General features: G+C 70.8%; 23 protein-coding genes. 11 read left to right on the top strand and 12 right to left on the bottom strand.

What is annotated here, in order from left to right:
- Window positions 1-11: 11 nt before the first annotated feature.
- From FV560_RS02960 to FV560_RS02935, 6 genes are all read right to left on the bottom strand, one after another.
- Complete coding sequence (locus FV560_RS02960; protein WP_159619073.1) at window positions 12-806, bottom strand: ferritin family protein; 795 nt, start codon at window positions 804-806, stop codon at window positions 12-14.
- Between the two features lie 205 nt (window positions 807-1011).
- Entirely contained in the window at window positions 1012-1563 is a 552-nt protein-coding gene (locus tag FV560_RS02955; protein ID WP_200837500.1) for a TetR-like C-terminal domain-containing protein, read from the bottom strand.
- A 4-nt stretch (window positions 1564-1567) separates the two neighbouring features.
- Window positions 1568-1834, bottom strand: coding sequence for an HPr family phosphocarrier protein (locus FV560_RS02950; RefSeq protein WP_159619069.1), 267 nt, complete (start codon window positions 1832-1834; stop codon window positions 1568-1570).
- 117 nt (window positions 1835-1951) lie between these two features.
- The gene (locus FV560_RS02945) at window positions 1952-3007 is read right to left on the bottom strand and encodes a PHP domain-containing protein (RefSeq protein ID WP_235019884.1); all 1056 of its coding nucleotides are present in this window, start codon (window positions 3005-3007) and stop codon (window positions 1952-1954) included.
- Window positions 2973-3473: a hypothetical protein gene (locus tag FV560_RS02940; protein WP_159619067.1), complete on the bottom strand. Its 501-nt coding sequence runs from the start codon at window positions 3471-3473 to the stop codon at window positions 2973-2975. The genes FV560_RS02945 and FV560_RS02940 overlap by 35 nt, the downstream gene beginning before the upstream one ends.
- Window positions 3464-4009, bottom strand: a complete 546-nt coding sequence (locus FV560_RS02935) for an RNA polymerase sigma factor (protein ID WP_159619065.1) — start codon at window positions 4007-4009, stop codon at window positions 3464-3466. The genes FV560_RS02940 and FV560_RS02935 overlap by 10 nt, the downstream gene beginning before the upstream one ends.
- A 107-nt stretch (window positions 4010-4116) precedes the next feature.
- Between FV560_RS02935 and FV560_RS02930 the strand changes: the two genes are divergently transcribed.
- The 7 genes from FV560_RS02930 to FV560_RS02900 all read left to right on the top strand — a co-directional run bounded on the left by FV560_RS02930 (window position 4117) and on the right by FV560_RS02900 (window position 6827).
- Window positions 4117-4584, top strand: a complete 468-nt coding sequence (locus FV560_RS02930; RefSeq protein WP_159619063.1) for an Asp23/Gls24 family envelope stress response protein — start codon at window positions 4117-4119, stop codon at window positions 4582-4584.
- The gene (locus FV560_RS20040) at window positions 4574-4918 is read left to right on the top strand and encodes a hypothetical protein (RefSeq protein WP_200837499.1); all 345 of its coding nucleotides are present in this window, start codon (window positions 4574-4576) and stop codon (window positions 4916-4918) included. Before FV560_RS02930 ends, FV560_RS20040 begins: the two co-directional genes overlap by 11 nt.
- Window positions 4915-5091, top strand: coding sequence for a DUF2273 domain-containing protein (locus tag FV560_RS02920; RefSeq protein WP_159619061.1), 177 nt, complete (start codon window positions 4915-4917; stop codon window positions 5089-5091). Before FV560_RS20040 ends, FV560_RS02920 begins: the two co-directional genes overlap by 4 nt.
- Window positions 5084-5410 carry a hypothetical protein gene (locus FV560_RS02915; protein ID WP_159619059.1) on the top strand — a complete coding sequence of 109 codons (327 nt, stop codon included), beginning with the start codon at window positions 5084-5086 and terminating at the stop codon, window positions 5408-5410. Before FV560_RS02920 ends, FV560_RS02915 begins: the two co-directional genes overlap by 8 nt.
- Window positions 5407-5994 (top strand): DUF6286 domain-containing protein, encoded by a 588-nt coding sequence (locus tag FV560_RS02910; protein WP_159619057.1) that lies wholly within the window; start codon window positions 5407-5409, stop codon window positions 5992-5994. Before FV560_RS02915 ends, FV560_RS02910 begins: the two co-directional genes overlap by 4 nt.
- The gene (locus FV560_RS02905) at window positions 5991-6569 is read left to right on the top strand and encodes a hypothetical protein (RefSeq protein WP_159619055.1); all 579 of its coding nucleotides are present in this window, start codon (window positions 5991-5993) and stop codon (window positions 6567-6569) included. The genes FV560_RS02910 and FV560_RS02905 overlap by 4 nt, the downstream gene beginning before the upstream one ends.
- Before the next feature lie 84 nt (window positions 6570-6653).
- The gene (locus FV560_RS02900; RefSeq protein WP_159619053.1) at window positions 6654-6827 is read left to right on the top strand and encodes a CsbD family protein; all 174 of its coding nucleotides are present in this window, start codon (window positions 6654-6656) and stop codon (window positions 6825-6827) included.
- A gap of 66 nt (window positions 6828-6893) precedes the next feature.
- Here the strand turns inward: FV560_RS02900 and FV560_RS02895 are convergent, their stop codons facing one another.
- The gene (locus FV560_RS02895; protein WP_159619051.1) at window positions 6894-7706 is read right to left on the bottom strand and encodes an HAD family hydrolase; all 813 of its coding nucleotides are present in this window, start codon (window positions 7704-7706) and stop codon (window positions 6894-6896) included.
- A 148-nt stretch (window positions 7707-7854) separates the two neighbouring features.
- Here FV560_RS02895 and FV560_RS02890 point away from each other — a divergent pair, with 148 nt between their 5' ends.
- The 4 genes from FV560_RS02890 to FV560_RS02875 are packed head-to-tail and all read left to right on the top strand — an operon-like array spanning window position 7855 to window position 10657.
- Entirely contained in the window at window positions 7855-8412 is a 558-nt protein-coding gene (locus FV560_RS02890) for a phosphoribosyltransferase (protein WP_159619049.1), read from the top strand.
- Window positions 8412-9356 (top strand): epimerase, encoded by a 945-nt coding sequence (locus FV560_RS02885; RefSeq protein ID WP_159619047.1) that lies wholly within the window; start codon window positions 8412-8414, stop codon window positions 9354-9356. The genes FV560_RS02890 and FV560_RS02885 overlap by 1 nt, the downstream gene beginning before the upstream one ends.
- A complete protein-coding gene (locus FV560_RS02880) occupies window positions 9356-10282 on the top strand; it encodes an aminoglycoside phosphotransferase family protein (RefSeq protein ID WP_159619045.1) in 927 nt (308 codons plus the stop codon). The genes FV560_RS02885 and FV560_RS02880 overlap by 1 nt, the downstream gene beginning before the upstream one ends.
- 45 nt (window positions 10283-10327) lie before the next feature.
- A complete protein-coding gene (locus FV560_RS02875; RefSeq protein ID WP_159619043.1) occupies window positions 10328-10657 on the top strand; it encodes an EF-Tu/IF-2/RF-3 family GTPase in 330 nt (109 codons plus the stop codon).
- A gap of 17 nt (window positions 10658-10674) precedes the next feature.
- Here FV560_RS02875 and FV560_RS02870 read toward each other — a convergent pair whose 3' ends face one another.
- The 5 genes from FV560_RS02870 to FV560_RS02850 form a co-directional block, all read right to left on the bottom strand.
- Complete coding sequence (locus tag FV560_RS02870) at window positions 10675-11436, bottom strand: SDR family oxidoreductase (protein ID WP_159619041.1); 762 nt, start codon at window positions 11434-11436, stop codon at window positions 10675-10677.
- Window positions 11437-11561: 125 nt separating this feature from the next.
- Window positions 11562-13172: a threonine/serine exporter family protein gene (locus tag FV560_RS02865; RefSeq protein WP_159619039.1), complete on the bottom strand. Its 1611-nt coding sequence runs from the start codon at window positions 13170-13172 to the stop codon at window positions 11562-11564.
- A gap of 49 nt (window positions 13173-13221) precedes the next feature.
- A complete protein-coding gene (locus tag FV560_RS02860; RefSeq protein ID WP_159619037.1) occupies window positions 13222-13827 on the bottom strand; it encodes a biotin transporter BioY in 606 nt (201 codons plus the stop codon).
- Between the two features lie 175 nt (window positions 13828-14002).
- Window positions 14003-15118, bottom strand: coding sequence for a hypothetical protein (locus FV560_RS02855; RefSeq protein WP_159619035.1), 1116 nt, complete (start codon window positions 15116-15118; stop codon window positions 14003-14005).
- Between the two features lie 10 nt (window positions 15119-15128).
- Window positions 15129-16922 carry a beta-L-arabinofuranosidase domain-containing protein gene (locus FV560_RS02850; RefSeq protein WP_159619033.1) on the bottom strand — a complete coding sequence of 598 codons (1794 nt, stop codon included), beginning with the start codon at window positions 16920-16922 and terminating at the stop codon, window positions 15129-15131.
- Between the last annotated feature and the right edge of the window lie 16 nt (window positions 16923-16938).

The raw sequence follows: 16938 nt of genomic DNA, 5'->3' as shown, positions 1-16938 counted from the left end.
CTCCTCACCAGTTAGGCCGAAATCCCGCGGGCGTCCAGCGAGTCCGACACGATCGTCAGACCCTCCATCCCCGGGAGCTTCGCGATGTGGGCGTCGATGGCGCGGATCTCCTTGCGCCCGTCCGCACCGCCGAACAGCTGACCCATCACATGGGTGACCTCCTCGTCCGAGGCGATCCCTGAACCGACGGGCCGCCACGCGGTCGACAACGCCAGTCGTGCCAGCTTCTGCGCCTTCCGGTTGCCCTCGAGCCGCTGGCGCGCCTGGGTGGCGTAGAAGGCCACGTGGCGCGCCTCCTGGGCCGCGATCCGCTTCAGCAGCACCGCAAGCGCCGGATGCCCCTCGAGCGCCGCCAGCCGCTTGTACGCGGCCGAGGCCGACCACTCATTGACCGCACCCCAGATCATGTGAACCGCCACGAAGTCCTTGCCGATGATGTTGGAGAGCATCGCCTGCTTCACGGGAGCGATCCGGTCCCGCCACCCAAGCTTGACCCGCTTGGCCTTCAGCTCGTCGTAAGAGACCGTGATGCCGTGCAGGTCCAGCACGTGCGCCAGCGCCTCTCCGTGCCAGAACTCCTCGCGGTTCCACATCGTCATGAACGCGTTGACCTCGCCCTCACCGCGGGAGGGGGTCACGAGCATGTCCCGCAGGTAGCAGACGGTGTGATATTCCACGTCGCACATGTACCGCAGCGTGCGCAGCGACTCCGCCGGCAGCGGGTCCTCACGGAAGACGTCGAGGTCGAGGTCTTCCCAGTTCACCCGGACTGAGTCCCGGGTGAAGCGGTCGATGTTGAAGGCCATGGTTCCTCGTTCGGAGTTCGTATGCGATGCGCCACTGGAACGCTACACAGACTGTAGCGTTCGACCCTGGCCCGACTCTACGCGGTTCGCCCTGCGCGTACCAGCGCTCGGGAGAGATTCGCAGCACAGCCGGATCCGGATGGGTCGTGATCACCGGCGATGAGGCGGATCTCACGAGGTGAGCTCCGACGTCGGCGCATCACCCTCAGCGCACCTCGAGCGCGCTCCTGACCAGGTCCACCACGGAGTCGATCCACTCCGGTGGGAACGTCCCCGCGTGTGCGAAACGTGCCGCCACCGCCCCGAGCACCAGGTCGGCGGCCGTCTCCACGTCGGCATCCTGCCTGATCTGGCCGGTCGCCACCCCTGCGCGCATCCGCATGATCCCGAGCTCGATACGAGGGCGGAGCAGTTTGGCGCGGATGAGCTCGACCAGCTCGGGGTCGCCTCCGGTGACCAGACCGAGGAACACCCCGACGCCCTGGTTCTGCTGGAAGGTCGCGATCAGCAGCTCGATCGCCTGCCGCATATCGGCCCAGACGTCCTCGGTCGGCGTGAGGAGATTGGTCGCCGCGATCTCCTTCAGCGCGGACTCCAGCACCTCGTCCCGGTCCCGGTGACGCCGGTAGATCGTCGTGCGCGCCACCCCGGACTCGGCGGCGACGGCCTCCACGGTCACAGCCGCCGGCCCCCGGGAGCGCAGCAGCTCCAGCGCAGCCTCGTGGATCCGGCGATCCACCTCTCCGCCGCGCGCCACGCCGCTAGGCCGTCAGGTCGCGGGAGAGCAGGGAAGCCAGGTCCTCCAGCACGGAGTCCGCCTCCGGTCCGTCGGCGTGGAGGGTGACCTCGTCACCGTGCTCGACACCGAGGCTCATGACGCCCAGGATGCTCGTGGCGTCCTGCGGGACGGACCCTGCTTTCGATATCCGGACCGGCAGTCCGGTGTCCTCGACGGCGCGCGTGAAGACGGCGGCAGGTCGCGCGTGCAGTCCCACGGGTGAGGCGATCGTGGCGGTACGTGTGGCCATGGAGGTCCTTCGTCATGGTGAGCCTGGGTGCCCAATCTAACGTGCAGTCAGGCCCTCAGGTTCCGCGGGGCAGGGCTGGCGGATGGCTGCTGGTGGGCCACGACGGTCGTGACGACCTCACGAAGCCCTGGTGAACTCCAGGAGGGCGTCGGCATCCCAGGTGTTGAGGATCCGATCGCGCGCGATCGGCAGCTCAGCCGCCCGCGCGCAACCGTAGTCGAGGAAGTCCAACTGGCCAGGCGCGTGAGCATCGGAGTCGATCGCGACCAGGACCCCGATGTCGAGGGCGAGCTCGAGCAGATCCTGCGGCGGGTCCACCCGTTCGGGGCGGCTGTTGATCTCGACCGCGACGTCGAACCGCCGGCACGCCTCGAACACGATCTCGGCGTCGAACTCCGACGGCGGCCGTCGCCTCGGGCCCGCGACCTTACGCCCGGTGCAGTGCCCCAGGAGGTCCACGCGCGGATTCGCGATCGCTCGCACCATCCGGCGGGTCATGGCCTCGGCCGGCATGGCCAGCTTGGAGTGCACGCTCGCGACCACGATGTCGAGCTGGTCCAGCAGATCCGGATCCTGGTCCAGCGATCCGTCGGGCAGGATGTCGACCTCGATACCGGTCAGGATCCGCAGCGGTGCCAGCTCGGCGTTGAGATCAGCCACCTGGGACAGCTGGTCCTGCAGCCGGTCCGCCGTCAGTCCGCGGGCCACAGTCAGGCTCGGGGAGTGATCGGTGAGTGCGAGGTAGGCATGACCGAGGGCGATCGCAGCCGAGGCCATCTCCCGCACCGGACTCCCGCCGTCGGATGCGTCGGAGTGGGTGTGCAGGTCCCCCTGCAGCCACCCGCGTACCTCCTCTCCGCCCTCGGTCAGCGGCCCCGCACCGGCCTCAAGTTCCTCCAGGTAGGGGTTCGCCGATCCCCTGGCGGCCGCGGAGGCCACCTGCGCTGTGCGAGGGCCGACGTCCGGCAGCTCGGTCAGGGTTCCGGCGGCGATCCGCTCGCTCAGCTCCGCCGCATCGGCGGCACGCAGCCGGCGGGCAGCGCGGCGGAACGCCTGCACCCGATGCGTGTCGGCGAGCCGCCGCTCCAGCAGGAAGGCCACCCGCTCCAGGGCGGTGATCGCACATGCGGCGACTTCGTCAGTCCTCGCCGGCATCGTCAGCCCCGCCGTCATCGCGGGCCTCGTCGACGAACACGTCCTCCACCAGCACGTCGACGGTGACCTGATCGGTTCGCACCTGCACCCCGAGTGCCGCGGTGGCGGCCGCCGCGGCTTCTCCTCGCGCTCGCGAGCCGACGTCGGCGATCGCTTGCCCGTAGGCCACGCTCACGGTGAGCGTCACCGCATCGAGGTGATCGACGTCGTCGGTGACGATCCGCACCGACGACGCTCGCACCCCCGGGATCAAGTCCACCCGCGTCCCCACCTGGGCGCACAGCACCGTCGAGGAGAGGAAGAAGTCCCCGCCCTCGTGCCGGCCGCGTACCGGGCGCGCGCTGCGCAGGGCGCGCGCCACCCGGTCCAGCACACCCTGCTCGGCGCGCACCCACCCGTCGTCGGTGAGCTGCCTCAATTCCCCCGCAGCACGCGCGAGAAGGTCCGAGGGCGGGCCGAGATCACGTTCGGGACTCATCTCCATGCCTCGAGCCTCCGTTCCAGGCCTTGGCGAGCACGGTAGATGGCCCCGCGCACGGCGTCCACCGACATCCCTTGAATCTGCGCGATGCGCCGATAACTCAGCCCCTCCACCTCGTACAGGATCCAGCATGCACGCTGCGCCAGCGGGAGCTCGTCAAGCGCCTCTTCCAACGCAGCCATCATCGTGCCGGCGATCGCCCGGCGCTCGGGCTCGTGCTGGGCGGGGCTGTGGATCACGCCCTCATCGATCTCGGTGGGAACGCTGCGAGCCTGGCTGCGTAGATAGCGGCGCACCTTGTTGGCCAGGATCGAGAACAACCAGGTCTTGACCGCCGCATCCCCGCGGTATTGGTCCAGGGCTTCCCATGCCGAGGCGAACGCTTCCTGCACGCAGTCGCGGACCGCGTGCTCGTCCCGCAGCATCCGCAAGCCGAAACGGTACATCGCCGGTCCGTGTCGGCGCACGATCTCCTCAAAGGCGACCTTCTCCCCGTTCCGGGCTCGCCGCACGAGCTCGGCGTCAGCAGGATCGGGCACACCCACAGCATACGTGTGAGACAGAACACATACAGTGGACCGTGACGTCTGGGGTGGCAGGCGGAACTCACCAGACGACACATCCCATCACAGGAGAGGCGACCCCCATGGCCGAGAAGTCCGGAACCAACCAGTCCGCATCCACCGAGGTGGAGCGCCCGCAGGGCCCGCTCAACTCCGATCTGGGTTCGACCACCATCGCTGACCAGGTGGTGAGCAAGATCGCCGGGATCGCCGCCCGGGAGGTGACCGGCGTGTATGCGATCGGCGGGGGCGCCGCGCGCGCGTTCAGCGCCATCCGCGAGCGCATCCCCGGCGGCTCCACCAACTACAGCCAAGGCGTGCAGGTCGAGGTCGGAGCCGTCGAGTGCGCAGTCGATGTGGAGTTCGTGGCCGAGTACGGGGTCGCGATCGCCGACGTCGCCACCAGCGTCCGGCAGAACATCGCCACGTCCATCGAACGGATGACCGGGCTGAAGGTCGTCGAGGTGAACGTCGCCGTCACCGACGTGCACCTGCAGGGCGAGCAGGAGGAGGAGTCCGAGCAGGAACCGGCCGAGGCCCGTGTCCACTGACGATCGCCCGCCCGCTGCCGGCCGCCTCGACCCGCCCACCATGGCCGAGGCGGCCACCCGCGCCCGGACGGCGGCGCTGGGGACCGACGGGGTCGCGGAGCTGCACGCCGGGAAGTTCGCCGAGGTTCGTACCTACCTTCCCGGGGCGACCGTTCCCGGCGTCCGCGTCGAGGACGGCGTCGTGCATGTGCACGTCGTGCTCACCCCTGACCGCGACATCCCTGCCACAACTGGCCTCGTCCACACGGCCGTCGCGGCGGCCACTGGATTCGAGGTGGTGGTCCACGTGGACGACGTGGCCACGACGGAGCGACCCCTCAGGAGCACATCATGAACGCGACCGCTATCGGCCTCATCGCCGGCCTGCTGATCGCGATTGCGGCGATCACGGGCGGCTTCACCGGTTTCCTGCTCGCCCTCGTGCTGGGCGCCGTGGGCACTGTGCTCGGCGCTCAGCTCGACGGCACGCTTGACCTACGCAGCCTGCTGGGGCGCCGCCGTGGCTGAGGTGCCCGGTACGACCACGATCGCCGACCGGGTGATCGTACGGCTCGCTGAGCGCGCAGCTGCCGACGCTTCCCGGGACGGGCGTACCGGCGACCTTCCGAAGGCCCGGGCGCGCGCCGATATCGCCGGTCGGCGCGCGCGGGTACAGGTGGAGACCTCCACGTACTGGCCCGAGCCGGTGGCCACGGCAGGCGCCCGGATCGCTGCACGCGTGCAGCGCGACCTGGCCGAGCTGGCCCAGGTCCGCGCCGACCACGTCGAGGTGAAGGTCGTCACGGTCCTGCCGCCACCGGCTCCTATCGCGAGGGTGATTCGATGAGCGGTCCGGCCACCTCGGAGACGCTCACCGCCGACGTACCGCAGCTCGCCGCGGCCCCGGGGACGAGCCGACGTGTCGGGCTGCGGGTGGCCGTGGTCCTGGTGCTGCTCATGCTCACCGGTGCGGCCGCCCTCCTGACCCAGCATGCCCTGGCCGCCTGGGACGTCATACCGGAACCGTCCTGGCTCGAGCATGGGATCGAGTTGATCAGTGCGCAGAGCCGGTGGGTGCTGATCGCGGCAGCGGCGGCGGTCGCGCTGGGTGTCCTGCTCCTGGTGCTCGCCTGGCCACATCGGCAGCGCGTGCACCGGTTGAGCGCGGCGCCGGCCCTGTACCTGCGCACCGTCGATCTGGCCCGCCTCGCCTCGGCGGCCGCACGAGACGTGGACGGCGTGCTGGCCGCGACCACCACCGTCTCCGGCCGCCGCCTCCGCGTTCAGGTGACCGCTACCGGGCTCGATGGGATCAGCGAGGACGTCCACGCTGCGGTGCAGCGACAGCTCGCCCTGGTCGCAGGGTCGTTCCGCATCCGGCCGCAGGTGCGGACACCGGACGGAACGGGGCCCACGGGAGACCAGCGATGAGGCGCCGCCCCGGAACTCTCATCACACGTGTGGTCACGGCGGTGGCCGGTCTGCTGTTGGTACTCGCGGGCGCGCTGGTGCTCACCCCCGCCGTCCTGGATCGGTGGCCCTGGGGACGACTGGACGTGCCATGGGACGTGACCGGCCAGGCCGCAGCGGCACTCGCGCAGCCGAATGCGCCCGTCGCCGCTGCAGTCGCCGCCGCGATCCTGCTGGTGTTGGTGGTCGGCTGGATCGCACGCCGCCTGCGTCTGCTGAGCCGCCCGGCACACACGGTGACACGCGATGCATCCGTCCGCGTCGGCGTCGAGCCGAGCGCCGTGACCGCTGCCGCCGCGCATGTCTGCACTGACGACCCTCAGGTGGTCCGCGCCCATTTCGCCTTCGTCCGCCGACGGCGCCGCACCGTGCTCGAAGGCACTGTCACCGTGGCCGCGACAGCAGATCTGGCGCGCGTGGCAGACCTCGTAGAGCAGGTGGCGACCCAGGCGCGCGACATGCTCGGCGCCGAGAACGCCGTCGGGGATATCCGGCTCGCCCTCACCGGGCGGGAGGCTCCACGCCGCATCGGGTGAACCACCACAGTCGTGGGTGGCACCGCCGCCCGCCGGGGCACTCCGCCCCACCCGTGTACACGGGTATCGAAAGGAGAAGAAGAAATGGGAATCGGGGACAAGATCAAGAACACCGCTCAGGAGACGGCCGGCAAGGCGAAGGAGGCCATCGGCGACGCGACCGACAACTCCGACCTCGCCACCGAGGGTCGCAAGGACCAAGCGGCGGCCAACCTCAAGCAGGCCGGGGAGAACGTCAAGGACGCCTTCGACAAGTAGCGCCCTGGCGCCGGCCTCGCCTGGCGTGAGCCACGCGTGCTGGTGCGGCCCGGCCGCACCAGCACCTCACTCCCGCAGGACAGCCTCGAGCACAGCGGCCACGCCGTCCTCATCGTTGGCCCCGGTGATCTCGTCCGCCGCCTCCCGGGTCACCGGAGCAGCGTTCGCCACCGCGATCCCGCGCCCCGCCCAGGCGAGCATCTCGGCATCGTTCGGAGCGTCGCCGAAGGCCAGCACGTCAGCGGGGGCCAGGCCCAGATGCGTGCAGAGCCGGGCCAGACCCCATGCCTTGGTCACTCCTTCGGCCAGCACCTCCACGAAGGGCGCGCCCGAGTGGGTGACCTCGAACCCGGTCACCCCGAGGCCGCGGATGGTGGCGACGAGCTCATCGTTGTCGAGCCCGGGCCGGCGCACCACCAGTTTCAAGCTCGGTTCGGCCAGCACCTCCGCCAGGCTCACGGCGCCCATGGTGGCCGGGTCACGCTTGTGGTCGGCGAACTCGGCGAGATCGGCGTAGCCCTCCTGCGCCACGAACTGCTCACCACCCTGGCGCACCGAGACGAAGACGGCGTCCGGGACGACGTCGAGTAGCGCCCGCGCGAGCTCGGTCTGAGCGGCGACGGTCAGGTAGGCCTCGAACAGCGTCTCACCACGATCCAGGTGATAGGCGCGTGCCCCGTTCCCGCACAACGCCCACCCGGTGAACCCCGCGTCCTCGGCGATCTCCCGCAACCCGATCGGCTGGCGCGCCGTCACGGGCACGACGTCGATCCCGGCAGCACGGACCGCATCCAGCGCCCGGCGGGTGCGGCGGCTCACCGACAGGTCCGGCGTCAGCAGGGTGCCGTCGAGATCGGTGGCGATGAGGCGCAGGGGCATGCGCCTCACGGTATCGCCGGCTGCACACGCGTCTGAACCACCCTCGGCAGACTGACCTACCGGCTCAGGCAGCTGAACGTGTGTCAGGCTGCCGGCAGGTTCAGGCGGGTGGGGCCGGCCCGGGTTCACGGCGGATAAGGTCGGGCCCATGAGTGCCACTGCCCCGCCGCCGCGCGAAGTGTTGCCATGGAACAGGTTCGGAGACGCGACCCGCGAGCTCGCGCAGATGGTCGCCGACAGCGGGTGGCTCCCTGATTTCGTCGTCGCCGTCGCCCGCGGAGGCCTCGTCCCCGCGGGGTCCGTCGCCTACGCCCTCGGGGTGAAGGCCATGGGCACCATGAACGTCGAGTTCTACACCGACGTCGAGCAGACACTCGCCGAACCGCAGGTGCTGCCGCCGCTGCTGGACACCTCGGTGCTCGCGGGTGCGAAGGTGCTGGTGGTGGATGACGTCGCCGACTCCGGCCGCACGCTGGAGGTGGTGATGCGGTTGCTGCGAACCGGCTCATCCGCTCCTGGTGGTCCGGCATCGGAGCACCTGCCCGCGCAAGCCCGCAGCGCGGTGCTCTACACCAAACCCCGCTCGGTGATCGAACCGGACTACACCTGGCGGCGGACCGACCGGTGGATCTCCTTCCCGTGGTCCGCGCTCCCCCCGGTCACCGCGGGTCCGGATGCGGCGAACACGCACAACACGGAGGCGTGATGCCGGCGCGCGTGGTGATCGCCGGCGGCACCGGCTATCTCGGCCGGGCTCTCGCCGGTGCCGCGGCCGCGCGTGGTGCCGAGGTGGTGGTGCTGACCCGCTCCCCGCGCGAGGACCTCGACGTCCGGCAGGTTGCCTGGGACGGCCACACCATAGGCCCGTGGGCCCGTGAGTTGGACGGCGAGGACGTCCGGGTGGCGAACCTGGCCGGCCGGCTGGTCGACTGCCGCCCCACCGAGGCGAACATCGCCGAGCTGCGCTCGTCCCGGGTGAACGCCACGAGAGCGCTGGTGGCCGCCTCACACCAGGCGAGCGGCGCCGTCCGGCACTGGCTGCAGGCATCCACGACGGCGATCTGGTCCGATGGCGCGGATGCTCGCCTCACCGAGTCCTCACCTGTGCCGGACGTCCCGCCAGGGCTGCCGCAGATGACCGGTGTGGCCGCCCCGTGGGAGGCCGCGGTCGAGGGCGCCCGGGCCGAGCAGGTCCGGATCCTGCGCACCTCGATCGTGCTCGGTGGCAACTCACCCGTGCTGAACCGGCTGCTGCTGCCCGTCAAGCTGGGGCTCGGCGGTCCCATCGCCGACGGGCGGCAGTGGTTCTCCTGGATCCACCTCACCGACTGGCTCACGATGGCCTGTGCCGCACTCGGCCTGGAGGAGACGGTGAACCTTCCTGAGGGTGTGCTGGTTTCGGCGTCCCCTCATCCGGTGACCAATGCGGAGCTGATGGCCGGGATGCGGCGGACGCTGCGCCGTCCTGCCTGGGCTCCGCCCACGCCGGCCCTGCTGCTCCGGGCGGCCGCGGTGGTGCTGCGCACCGATCCGCAGCTGGCATTGACCGGCCGCCACGCGACGTCGGAGCGACTGGGCGGCACCGGCTTCACGTTCCGGTACCCGCACCTGGGCCAGGCACTGGCGGCTCTGCACGAAGGCACTTCCTGATGGCGGGCACACCGGCGGCCGAGGTCCACATCGATGAGGATCTGGTGCGCCGTCTGCTGGCCGATCAGCATCCCGAGCTCGCCGAACGACCGCTGCGGGTGGTGGCCAGCGGCTGGGACAACGTGATGGTTCGCCTGGGCTCGACGCTGCTGGCGCGCCTGCCGCGTCGCGAGGCGGCGGCCCGGCTGGTGGAACACGAGCAGCTCGTGCTGCCGCGCCTGGCATCACTCCTGCCGGTGCCGGTCCCCGAGCCCGTCCGGGTCGGACGACCGACTGCCTACTACCCGTGGGCGTGGTCGATCGTGCGGTGGATCGAGGGCCGGCCGGCTGCGCACGATCCCGCGCTGGCACGCGATGCCTGGGCCGCACGGCTGGGGAAGTTCTTCGCAGCCCTGCATCGCCCGGCCGATCCGGACGCGCCGGCCAACCCGGTGCGTGGAGTACCGCTGGCGGAGCGGGCTGAGGTCATCCGGGCGAGACTGGCCGACCCGGCAGTACCGCGCCGCGAGGAGCTGGCCGCCGTCTTCGAGCGGCACGCGCATGTGACCGCCTATGGCGGCCCGCCGGTGTGGGTGCACGGCGATCCGCACCCGCTGAATCTGCTGACGCACCGGCACCGGTTGACGGCGGTCCTCGACTTCGGCGATGTCACGGCCGGCGATCCGGCGACGGATCTGGCGACAGCGTGGCTCACCTTCACGGCCCGGGGTCGGGCGGCGTTCGTGGTCGCCTATGCGACGGCTGACCGCACCGGGACCAGCCTTCCGGACGGCTACGGCGGTGACGACGCCCTGTGGTCGCGTGCCCGGGCGTGGGCAGCGAGCCTCGCGGGCGTGTTCGCGGCACATGCCGACGATGACCCGTCGATGGCCGCGATCGCCGAGCACGCGAGGTCGGAGCTGCTGGACGCGGCCGACGTGCGCTGACGATTCGTCAGCAGTCTCTGGCGCCGTCGCTGTACCGTCGTGGTCATGTTCTGGCGTAGGCGCAAGTCCACCGACCCGGCCACTTCAACGACGGGGCCTGCCGGTTTCACGGCCGGCTCGCTCACCGTGGAATCGGTGTTCACGATCACGGGGCGGGGCACCGTGGTCGCGGGCACCGTCGACTCGGGCAGCCTCGCCGAGGGGCAGCACGTCACCCTTCTGCGCTCGGGCCAGGTCGTCGTGGCGTCACGCATCACTGGCGTCGAGATGTTCCGGCAACGCGGCACGGTCGCCGAGGCGGGCGCGCAGGCCGGGCTGTTGCTGGAGGGCGTCGACCGGACCATGGTTGAGCCGGGGGACGTCGTCGTGGGCTAGGGGTTGGGACCTCGTCATCAGTGCCCGGAGGGCACCGGTTGCCGCGTCAGCCAGCTGGAGAAGCCGCATCCACCGATGCGGGCCCGCGGGCCCGGCAGGTTGGTCCGGCGGGCGAAAGCCTTGAGCGTTCCTCCGATGGCCGGCACCCGGAGGTGGTGCGTAGCCGGCCGGCCGTCGTGTGCCCGGACCGCGGTCAGCGCATCGGAGACGGAGAGGACATCGGGGCCGGCGAGGTCGAGGGCGCGGACCGGACCGTCGGGGGCGCGTCCGAGCGCGTGGTCGGCCAGCTCGGTGGCCACCCATCCTGCATCCACCGGCTGGGCGGCGGCATCCAGCCCGACGTCGGTGCGTCCGATGGCCGCACGCCGGGCGAGAGCAGCGACGAGGGTGTGGAACTGGGTGGCGCGAACGATCGTCGCCGGGAGCCCGGAGGCCATGACCAGGCGCTCTGCTGCGGCCTTGGCCCGGTAGTAGGTGTAGGGGTTCGCATCGCACCCGACGATCGAGACATACACCAGGTGCATCGGCCGCTCCTGTGCTGCGACGGCGGCGAGTAGCTGCGCCGTGCCCTCCACGTCGGTGCCGCGAGGCCGCCACGGGTTGCTGGCGCAGTGGACCACAGCGTCGGCTTCAGCGAGAGCGGTGCCGAGCCCTTGCCCGGTGGTGAGGTTGATGCCCCACCGGCGACTGACCGGCACGGCCACGTGCCCGAGTTCACGGACACGCCGCACCACCTGGGTGCCGAGCCGACCCGATCCACCTGTCACCACGATCCGCACGCCTGGCCTCCTCGCCGTTCGTCGGAACTACTCCCATCGTGGCCCGCGCCCATCTGCACGCCAAGCCGCCACGCCGCGGCACCGGGAGTATGCGCTGACAGCGGGCGGGTCAGATGGCGCGCGAGTCAGATGCGGGAGCCACGGGCGCGGGCCATCATGCGCTTCTGCCACTTGTCGGCCTCGGACGTCAGCGGCGTGGCCAGGTACTCCCCGAGGGTCACGCCGGCCGCGAGCGCCAAGCCGATCGAGCCGGCCCGCACCAGCAGGTCGAGCCCTTCGAGGATGAAGCCGGTGTCGACGATGTTGTACATCGCCCGGTAGATCGTCAGGCCGGGCAGGAACGGCGTGACCGCGCACACCGAGATGACCATCGTCGGCACCCGCACCCGCTCACTCAGCACGCCGGCGAGCAGCCCGATCGCCAAAGCCGCCGAGAATGCGGCCGTCGCGGCACCGAACTGGTTCTCCGACGGGCTCACCCCGAGAGCGGTCACTCCCGCGTACGCAGCGGAGGCGACCCCGGCCACCAGTGCGACCAGACCCACAGTGCGGATCCGGGTGTAGCTCGCCACTGCCCAGGCCGCGGCGATCGCCGCACCAGCGCCGATGAACAGCAGCGGGTGCACATGCACACCAGCTCCGGCCTCACCGATGCTCAACGGGACCCCGAACTGGCGCCCCACCTCGAGCACGATACCGATTCCTGCCACGATCCCCACGGTGTACAGGCCGACCTCGAACGTGCGGGCCGCGGCTGTGAGCGGGAAGCCCGCGATCGCGTCCTCGGCCGACCCCACGAGCGCCAGGCCGGCCAGCAGCACCACGATCCCGGAGGCGACCACGAGGGAGGGCGGAAGTATCGAACGATCCCACCCCCACGTGTTCTGACCCCACAGCAGCACCACGGCCACCAGGGTCGCAATCCCCGAGCCGACCACCTGCTGGAACAGGTACGGCAATCCCCGGTGGCGCAGGAACCGCTGCACCCGGTCGATCACCATGGTGGTCGACGCGGCCAGCAGGGCGACCGCCCAGCCGCCGCCGAGCAGCACCGCCACCGATGCCGCCATCATCCCGAGCGCCCCGGTCACCACGGCCCGCCGGTAGGGGTGAGGGGCGGTGAGGATCTCCGTCAGCCGCTCATGGGCCTCGTTGATGCTCAGCTGCTTCCGGGTGATCTCCGCGATCAGGCGACTGATGTCGGTCAGCCGGCTGTAGTCGGACGTGCGAGTGCTGATCACACGTACCTTGGTCACGGGGTCGTCGTCCCGGTCGATCGTGGCCGTGACCGAGATGAAGGTGATGTCGACGCTCAGGTTCTTCACACCGAGTCCGTCAGCCATCCGGAGCATCTCGGCGGTGGCATCACCCACCGGCGCACCGGTGGCGACCATCGCCTCCCCGGCACGCAGCACCAGGTCCAGTACCGACCGCTCCTCCTCGGCGCTGAGGGAGGAGAGGAAACGGGAGCCGGGGAACGGCAGCGTGGGCGGCCCCTTCCCGGCGACCATCCGCCGTGCCTGTTCCCGCAGCGACCACGGGCGCACGACGGCGGAGGGCCCGGTCTGCTCGCGGGCCCGCAGGGGTACGGCAGGCCGCAGCGGCGGTACCTGGGAGGCTTCCGGAACGCCGTCGGTGTCGACGGTGGGAACCTCGGGCTCCGGTCCCTTCCGGGGCCGATTCGCCGGGCGCCGCCCAGGGCGCAACCGGCGACCAGGAGCAGGGCGATCGTTCACATGGCAGAGCCTAGTGGTGTCTGTCGCCGAGCCCCATGTGTGCTCCGTCCTATCCCTGCTCAGCCGGGCGCTGACCTCGCCTGACCACCCGCCACGCGGCCGGGACCAGCATCCCGGCAATCGCCCCCTTGACCAGTCCCCCGACGATGAACGGGGTGAACCCTGCCGCGATCGCTTCGGCCGGGCCGAACCCGGCCACCAGCGCGAGCCAGGGCACGCCGACGGCGAACACGAGCACCTGGCCCGTCAGCCCCAGTGCCAAGGTGCGCAGCGGCGTGCGGTCCCAGCCGCGTTCAGCAAGATGGCCCATGACGGCGGCCGCGAGGATGAAGCCGAGCAGGTAGCCTCCCGTCGGACCCACCACGACTGCCACGCCCCCGGCACCGTCGGAGTAGATCGGCAGGCCCAGCCCACCGAGCAGGACGTAGGCGCCCATCGCTGCCACACCGCGCCGCAACCCCATGGTCGCTCCGACGAGGACGACGGCGAGTGTCTGGCCGGTGACCGGTACCGGTGATCCGGGCACCGGGATGGAGACCTGGGCGAGCAGCGCCGTCAGTGCGACGGCCCCGCCGATCAGGGCAAGGTCGCGGACCCAGGTACCGGCCCATGGGCGCACCAGGTAGTCACGGGGAGCGGCTGCGGCGATCGTCATGCATCCTCCAGGTCTCGGTTCCTCCCAGTGTTGCGAGCGCCCGCACGGCGGCGCGCTGTCAGGTCCGACAAAACCGCGGCGCCGATGCGGTGCCGGACCCACTGTTGACCCGGTGACCGCCCCGCCCCTGATACCCGCCCAACGCCCCCAGTTGCGATACCAGCGGGCCAGCCGTTCAGTCCTGCTGCGCTGCCACCGTGACCACCACATCGTGGCTGCCGCTGGGCGAACGGACCGTGGTGGCGTGCACCAGATCCCCTTCGGCGTTCCACCGCACCGACTGGGAGTAGCCGGACCCGTCGCCGGTGAGTGAACGCTCGGCCGGGGTGGGTAGCTCGAAGGAGGTCCACGTGCGGCCCAGGTCGAGGCTGCGCAGTGCCCGGTTGCCCGCCACCCCGTCGCGCAGGCTGTGCCGGCCGGTCGCGATCATCTCGACCTCACCGCCCACCTCGCGCCAGGCGAGGTTCGGGGTCCCGGAGATGCTGGTGCCGTCGGTGGCCACCAACGCGAGCCCGATCGCGGACGGATCGCCCCAGTCGATCCCGTCGTCGCTGGTGAGCAGATGGATCGGCACCTCGGGCGGTCCCACCACCTCGATCACGGCGCGGTGGACGCCGTCGGGCATCTGGCCGGTGCCCACGAACATGCCAGGCCGATGGTGCCGGTCGGCGATCCCGCAGATCAGGTCCTTCTCGGACCAGGCGCGCAGATCGGTACTGGAACGTCGCGCGATCGTCTGCAGCATCCCGGCCGACTTGTCCCGCTCGTCGGCCAGATAGCAGTGCAGGGCGCCATCCACGACCTGCAGGTCCGGCTCCCACACCGACGTGGTGTCGGCATCGCTGCGCGGGGAGTAGATCGCCGGACCACCCCAGTCGATGGTCGACTCATACGCCCAGGAGGCTCCGCCGTCGGAAGAGGAGTACAGCGCCAGCGTGGTGGACGAGCCGTCGGCGGGGATGGAGTTCCCGGCGAGCAGCAGATCCCCGCGGTGCAGGTGCGCGAGGTCCTCGGCGAGCTCGATCATCATCGGCTGGTACCGGTTCCCCTGCCCGAGGGCATCGGCCACGTCCGTGAGGTGCTCCCAGCTGTGCCCCCCGTCCAGGCTGCGCCAGATCGGGAAGGAGGGCCCGCCGTCGTCGGCAACCCCGAGCCGCAGCTCCCAGGTGAGGAAGAGGGCTCCAGCATTCGGGCCGTCAGGGTCGGTCACCAGGAGGCGGGTGTACAGGGAGCCCATCTCCCCGACGGTGCCGCGGTGGATGGTGGTGGTGGCGAGCGGTTCGAGTCTCACAGATCTCCTTCTACACGATCCGGGGATCGTCGAGGTCGTGGTACATGCGATAGGGGATACGGTCGGGCACATCAGCGAGCGGTCCCATCTGCCCAAGGGGCAGGCGGGCGGTGCCCACGCCCACCGGACGGTAGGTCAGACCGTCGTCGTCGCGGGTGAAGGCAGCATCCAGGTCCACCATCTCCCACGGTGTGGGCAGCGAGATCGGCATCGTCCAGTCCGCATTCTGCGCCAGCGCCACCGGCCCGTGCGCGAACGCCACCCGGTTCGGGTGCCAGCGATCCACCGGCAGCACCCGCAGCCCCGCTCCCAGGGTGATGCGCACCTCGTCCCGGTGGTGCCACTCACGCCTCAGCTCACGCCACCCGCCCTCCCCCACGACGGCGGAGGTCGCCTCCCCGTTGACGGTCACCGTGAATCGCTCACTCCACGGCGGTACCCGCAGACGCAACGTGAAGGTCGCCGGACAGTCCGGGAGACCAAGCGTCAAGGTCGTGGTGTCCCCGGCCGGAAAGTCAGTGCGCTGGTCCAGGGTGACCTCGCGCCCGTCCTGGGCCCACCTCACGGAGGAGGGGACGTACAGGGCGACCGACACTCCGCCGTCGTGGGCGTGGTAGACCAGATCCGGCAGATGGGCCACGCACTGCAGATACGTCCCTGAGCAGCACGGCCAGTCGTCCCAGTGCGGCAATTTCGTGGCGATCCCGAGCCGGTAATCCTGGTAGTACGGCGAGCGCCCGCCGGGCCGCACCGGCGTGACGGCACCGATGCCGGAGAAGACCAGCTGTTCGACCCAGTCGGCGTACCGGGCATCCCCGGTGAAGCGCAGCAGGGCGGTGCACAGCTTGAACGCCGCCCAGGAGCCGCAGACGATCTCGGCGGTGTCGGTGCGCCACTCCAGGCTGCGCCCGAGCGACCCGTCCTCGGGGAGGGTGAACTCGCTCGGACCATACCCACCGGTGGCATACGCCTGCGTGGTGGTGAGGTAGTCGTGGGCGTTGCGCAGGACGTCCAGGTAGTGCTGGTGCCCGGTCACCTCGTAGGCGGCGGCCGCGGAGGCGAAGGTGTTCACGTGAGAGTAGGCGTGCAACCAGACGGGCACGTCCCACGGGCGGCCGGGCGCGGGCGCCTCGGCGAAGGCGTCCCAGTAGGAGTCGTAGTGCCACAGCCTGGCGAAGTCCTCGACGGCGGGGGCGGCGCCGGCCAGGTACCCACGGTGCAGGTTCTCGGCGAGGGTGTACCACTCGATGGTGCGGGCATGTGAGGTCGGGGTGATGATGCCGCCGGCGAAGTTGGCGGCGTGGGCGGCGGGCCGGTCCTGCTCCAGGGTGCGTGCCGCCCAGTCCACGGTACGGTCCAGCAGGTCCAGAGCCGGCTGGTGCTGGGCGTAGAGCGCGGTGTCGACAAGCCCGCAGGCGAGCTTCTCGTAGCCGTAGAGCGACATCCGGGTATCGCCGTCGGGGCCGACGGTCTCGGCATAGCCGTCGACAAGCTCCACGGCGCGGTCCGAGGCTTCCGGGATGCCTGCCGTGACGCCGAGCCGGGCCAGACCCGAGACCCACTGCCCAAAGGTGGGCTGGGTAGTGGTCCGCGACCAGCCGGTCATGGGTCGCCCGGGGGCGGGAAGGCCGGCCTGTTGCCGGAAGCCGTGCAGGATGTCGACGGGGTCCATACCGAGGTAGGTCTGGGCGGCATCGGCGATTCGCTCGCCGAGGGCGCCCGTCAGGCGCACCCGCCCGTCGTAGGCGAGTGAGCGCAGCACGGGCGCGGTGGCGGCTCGGTCGGTCGCAGGGGTGGTGGACATCGATGTCCTCTCGGTC

Source organism: Ruania rhizosphaerae, assembly GCF_009805705.1.
Taxonomy (GTDB): Bacteria; Actinomycetota; Actinomycetes; order Actinomycetales; family Beutenbergiaceae; genus Ruania; species Ruania rhizosphaerae.
This window is presented reverse-complemented; position numbering and strand designations above follow the sequence as displayed.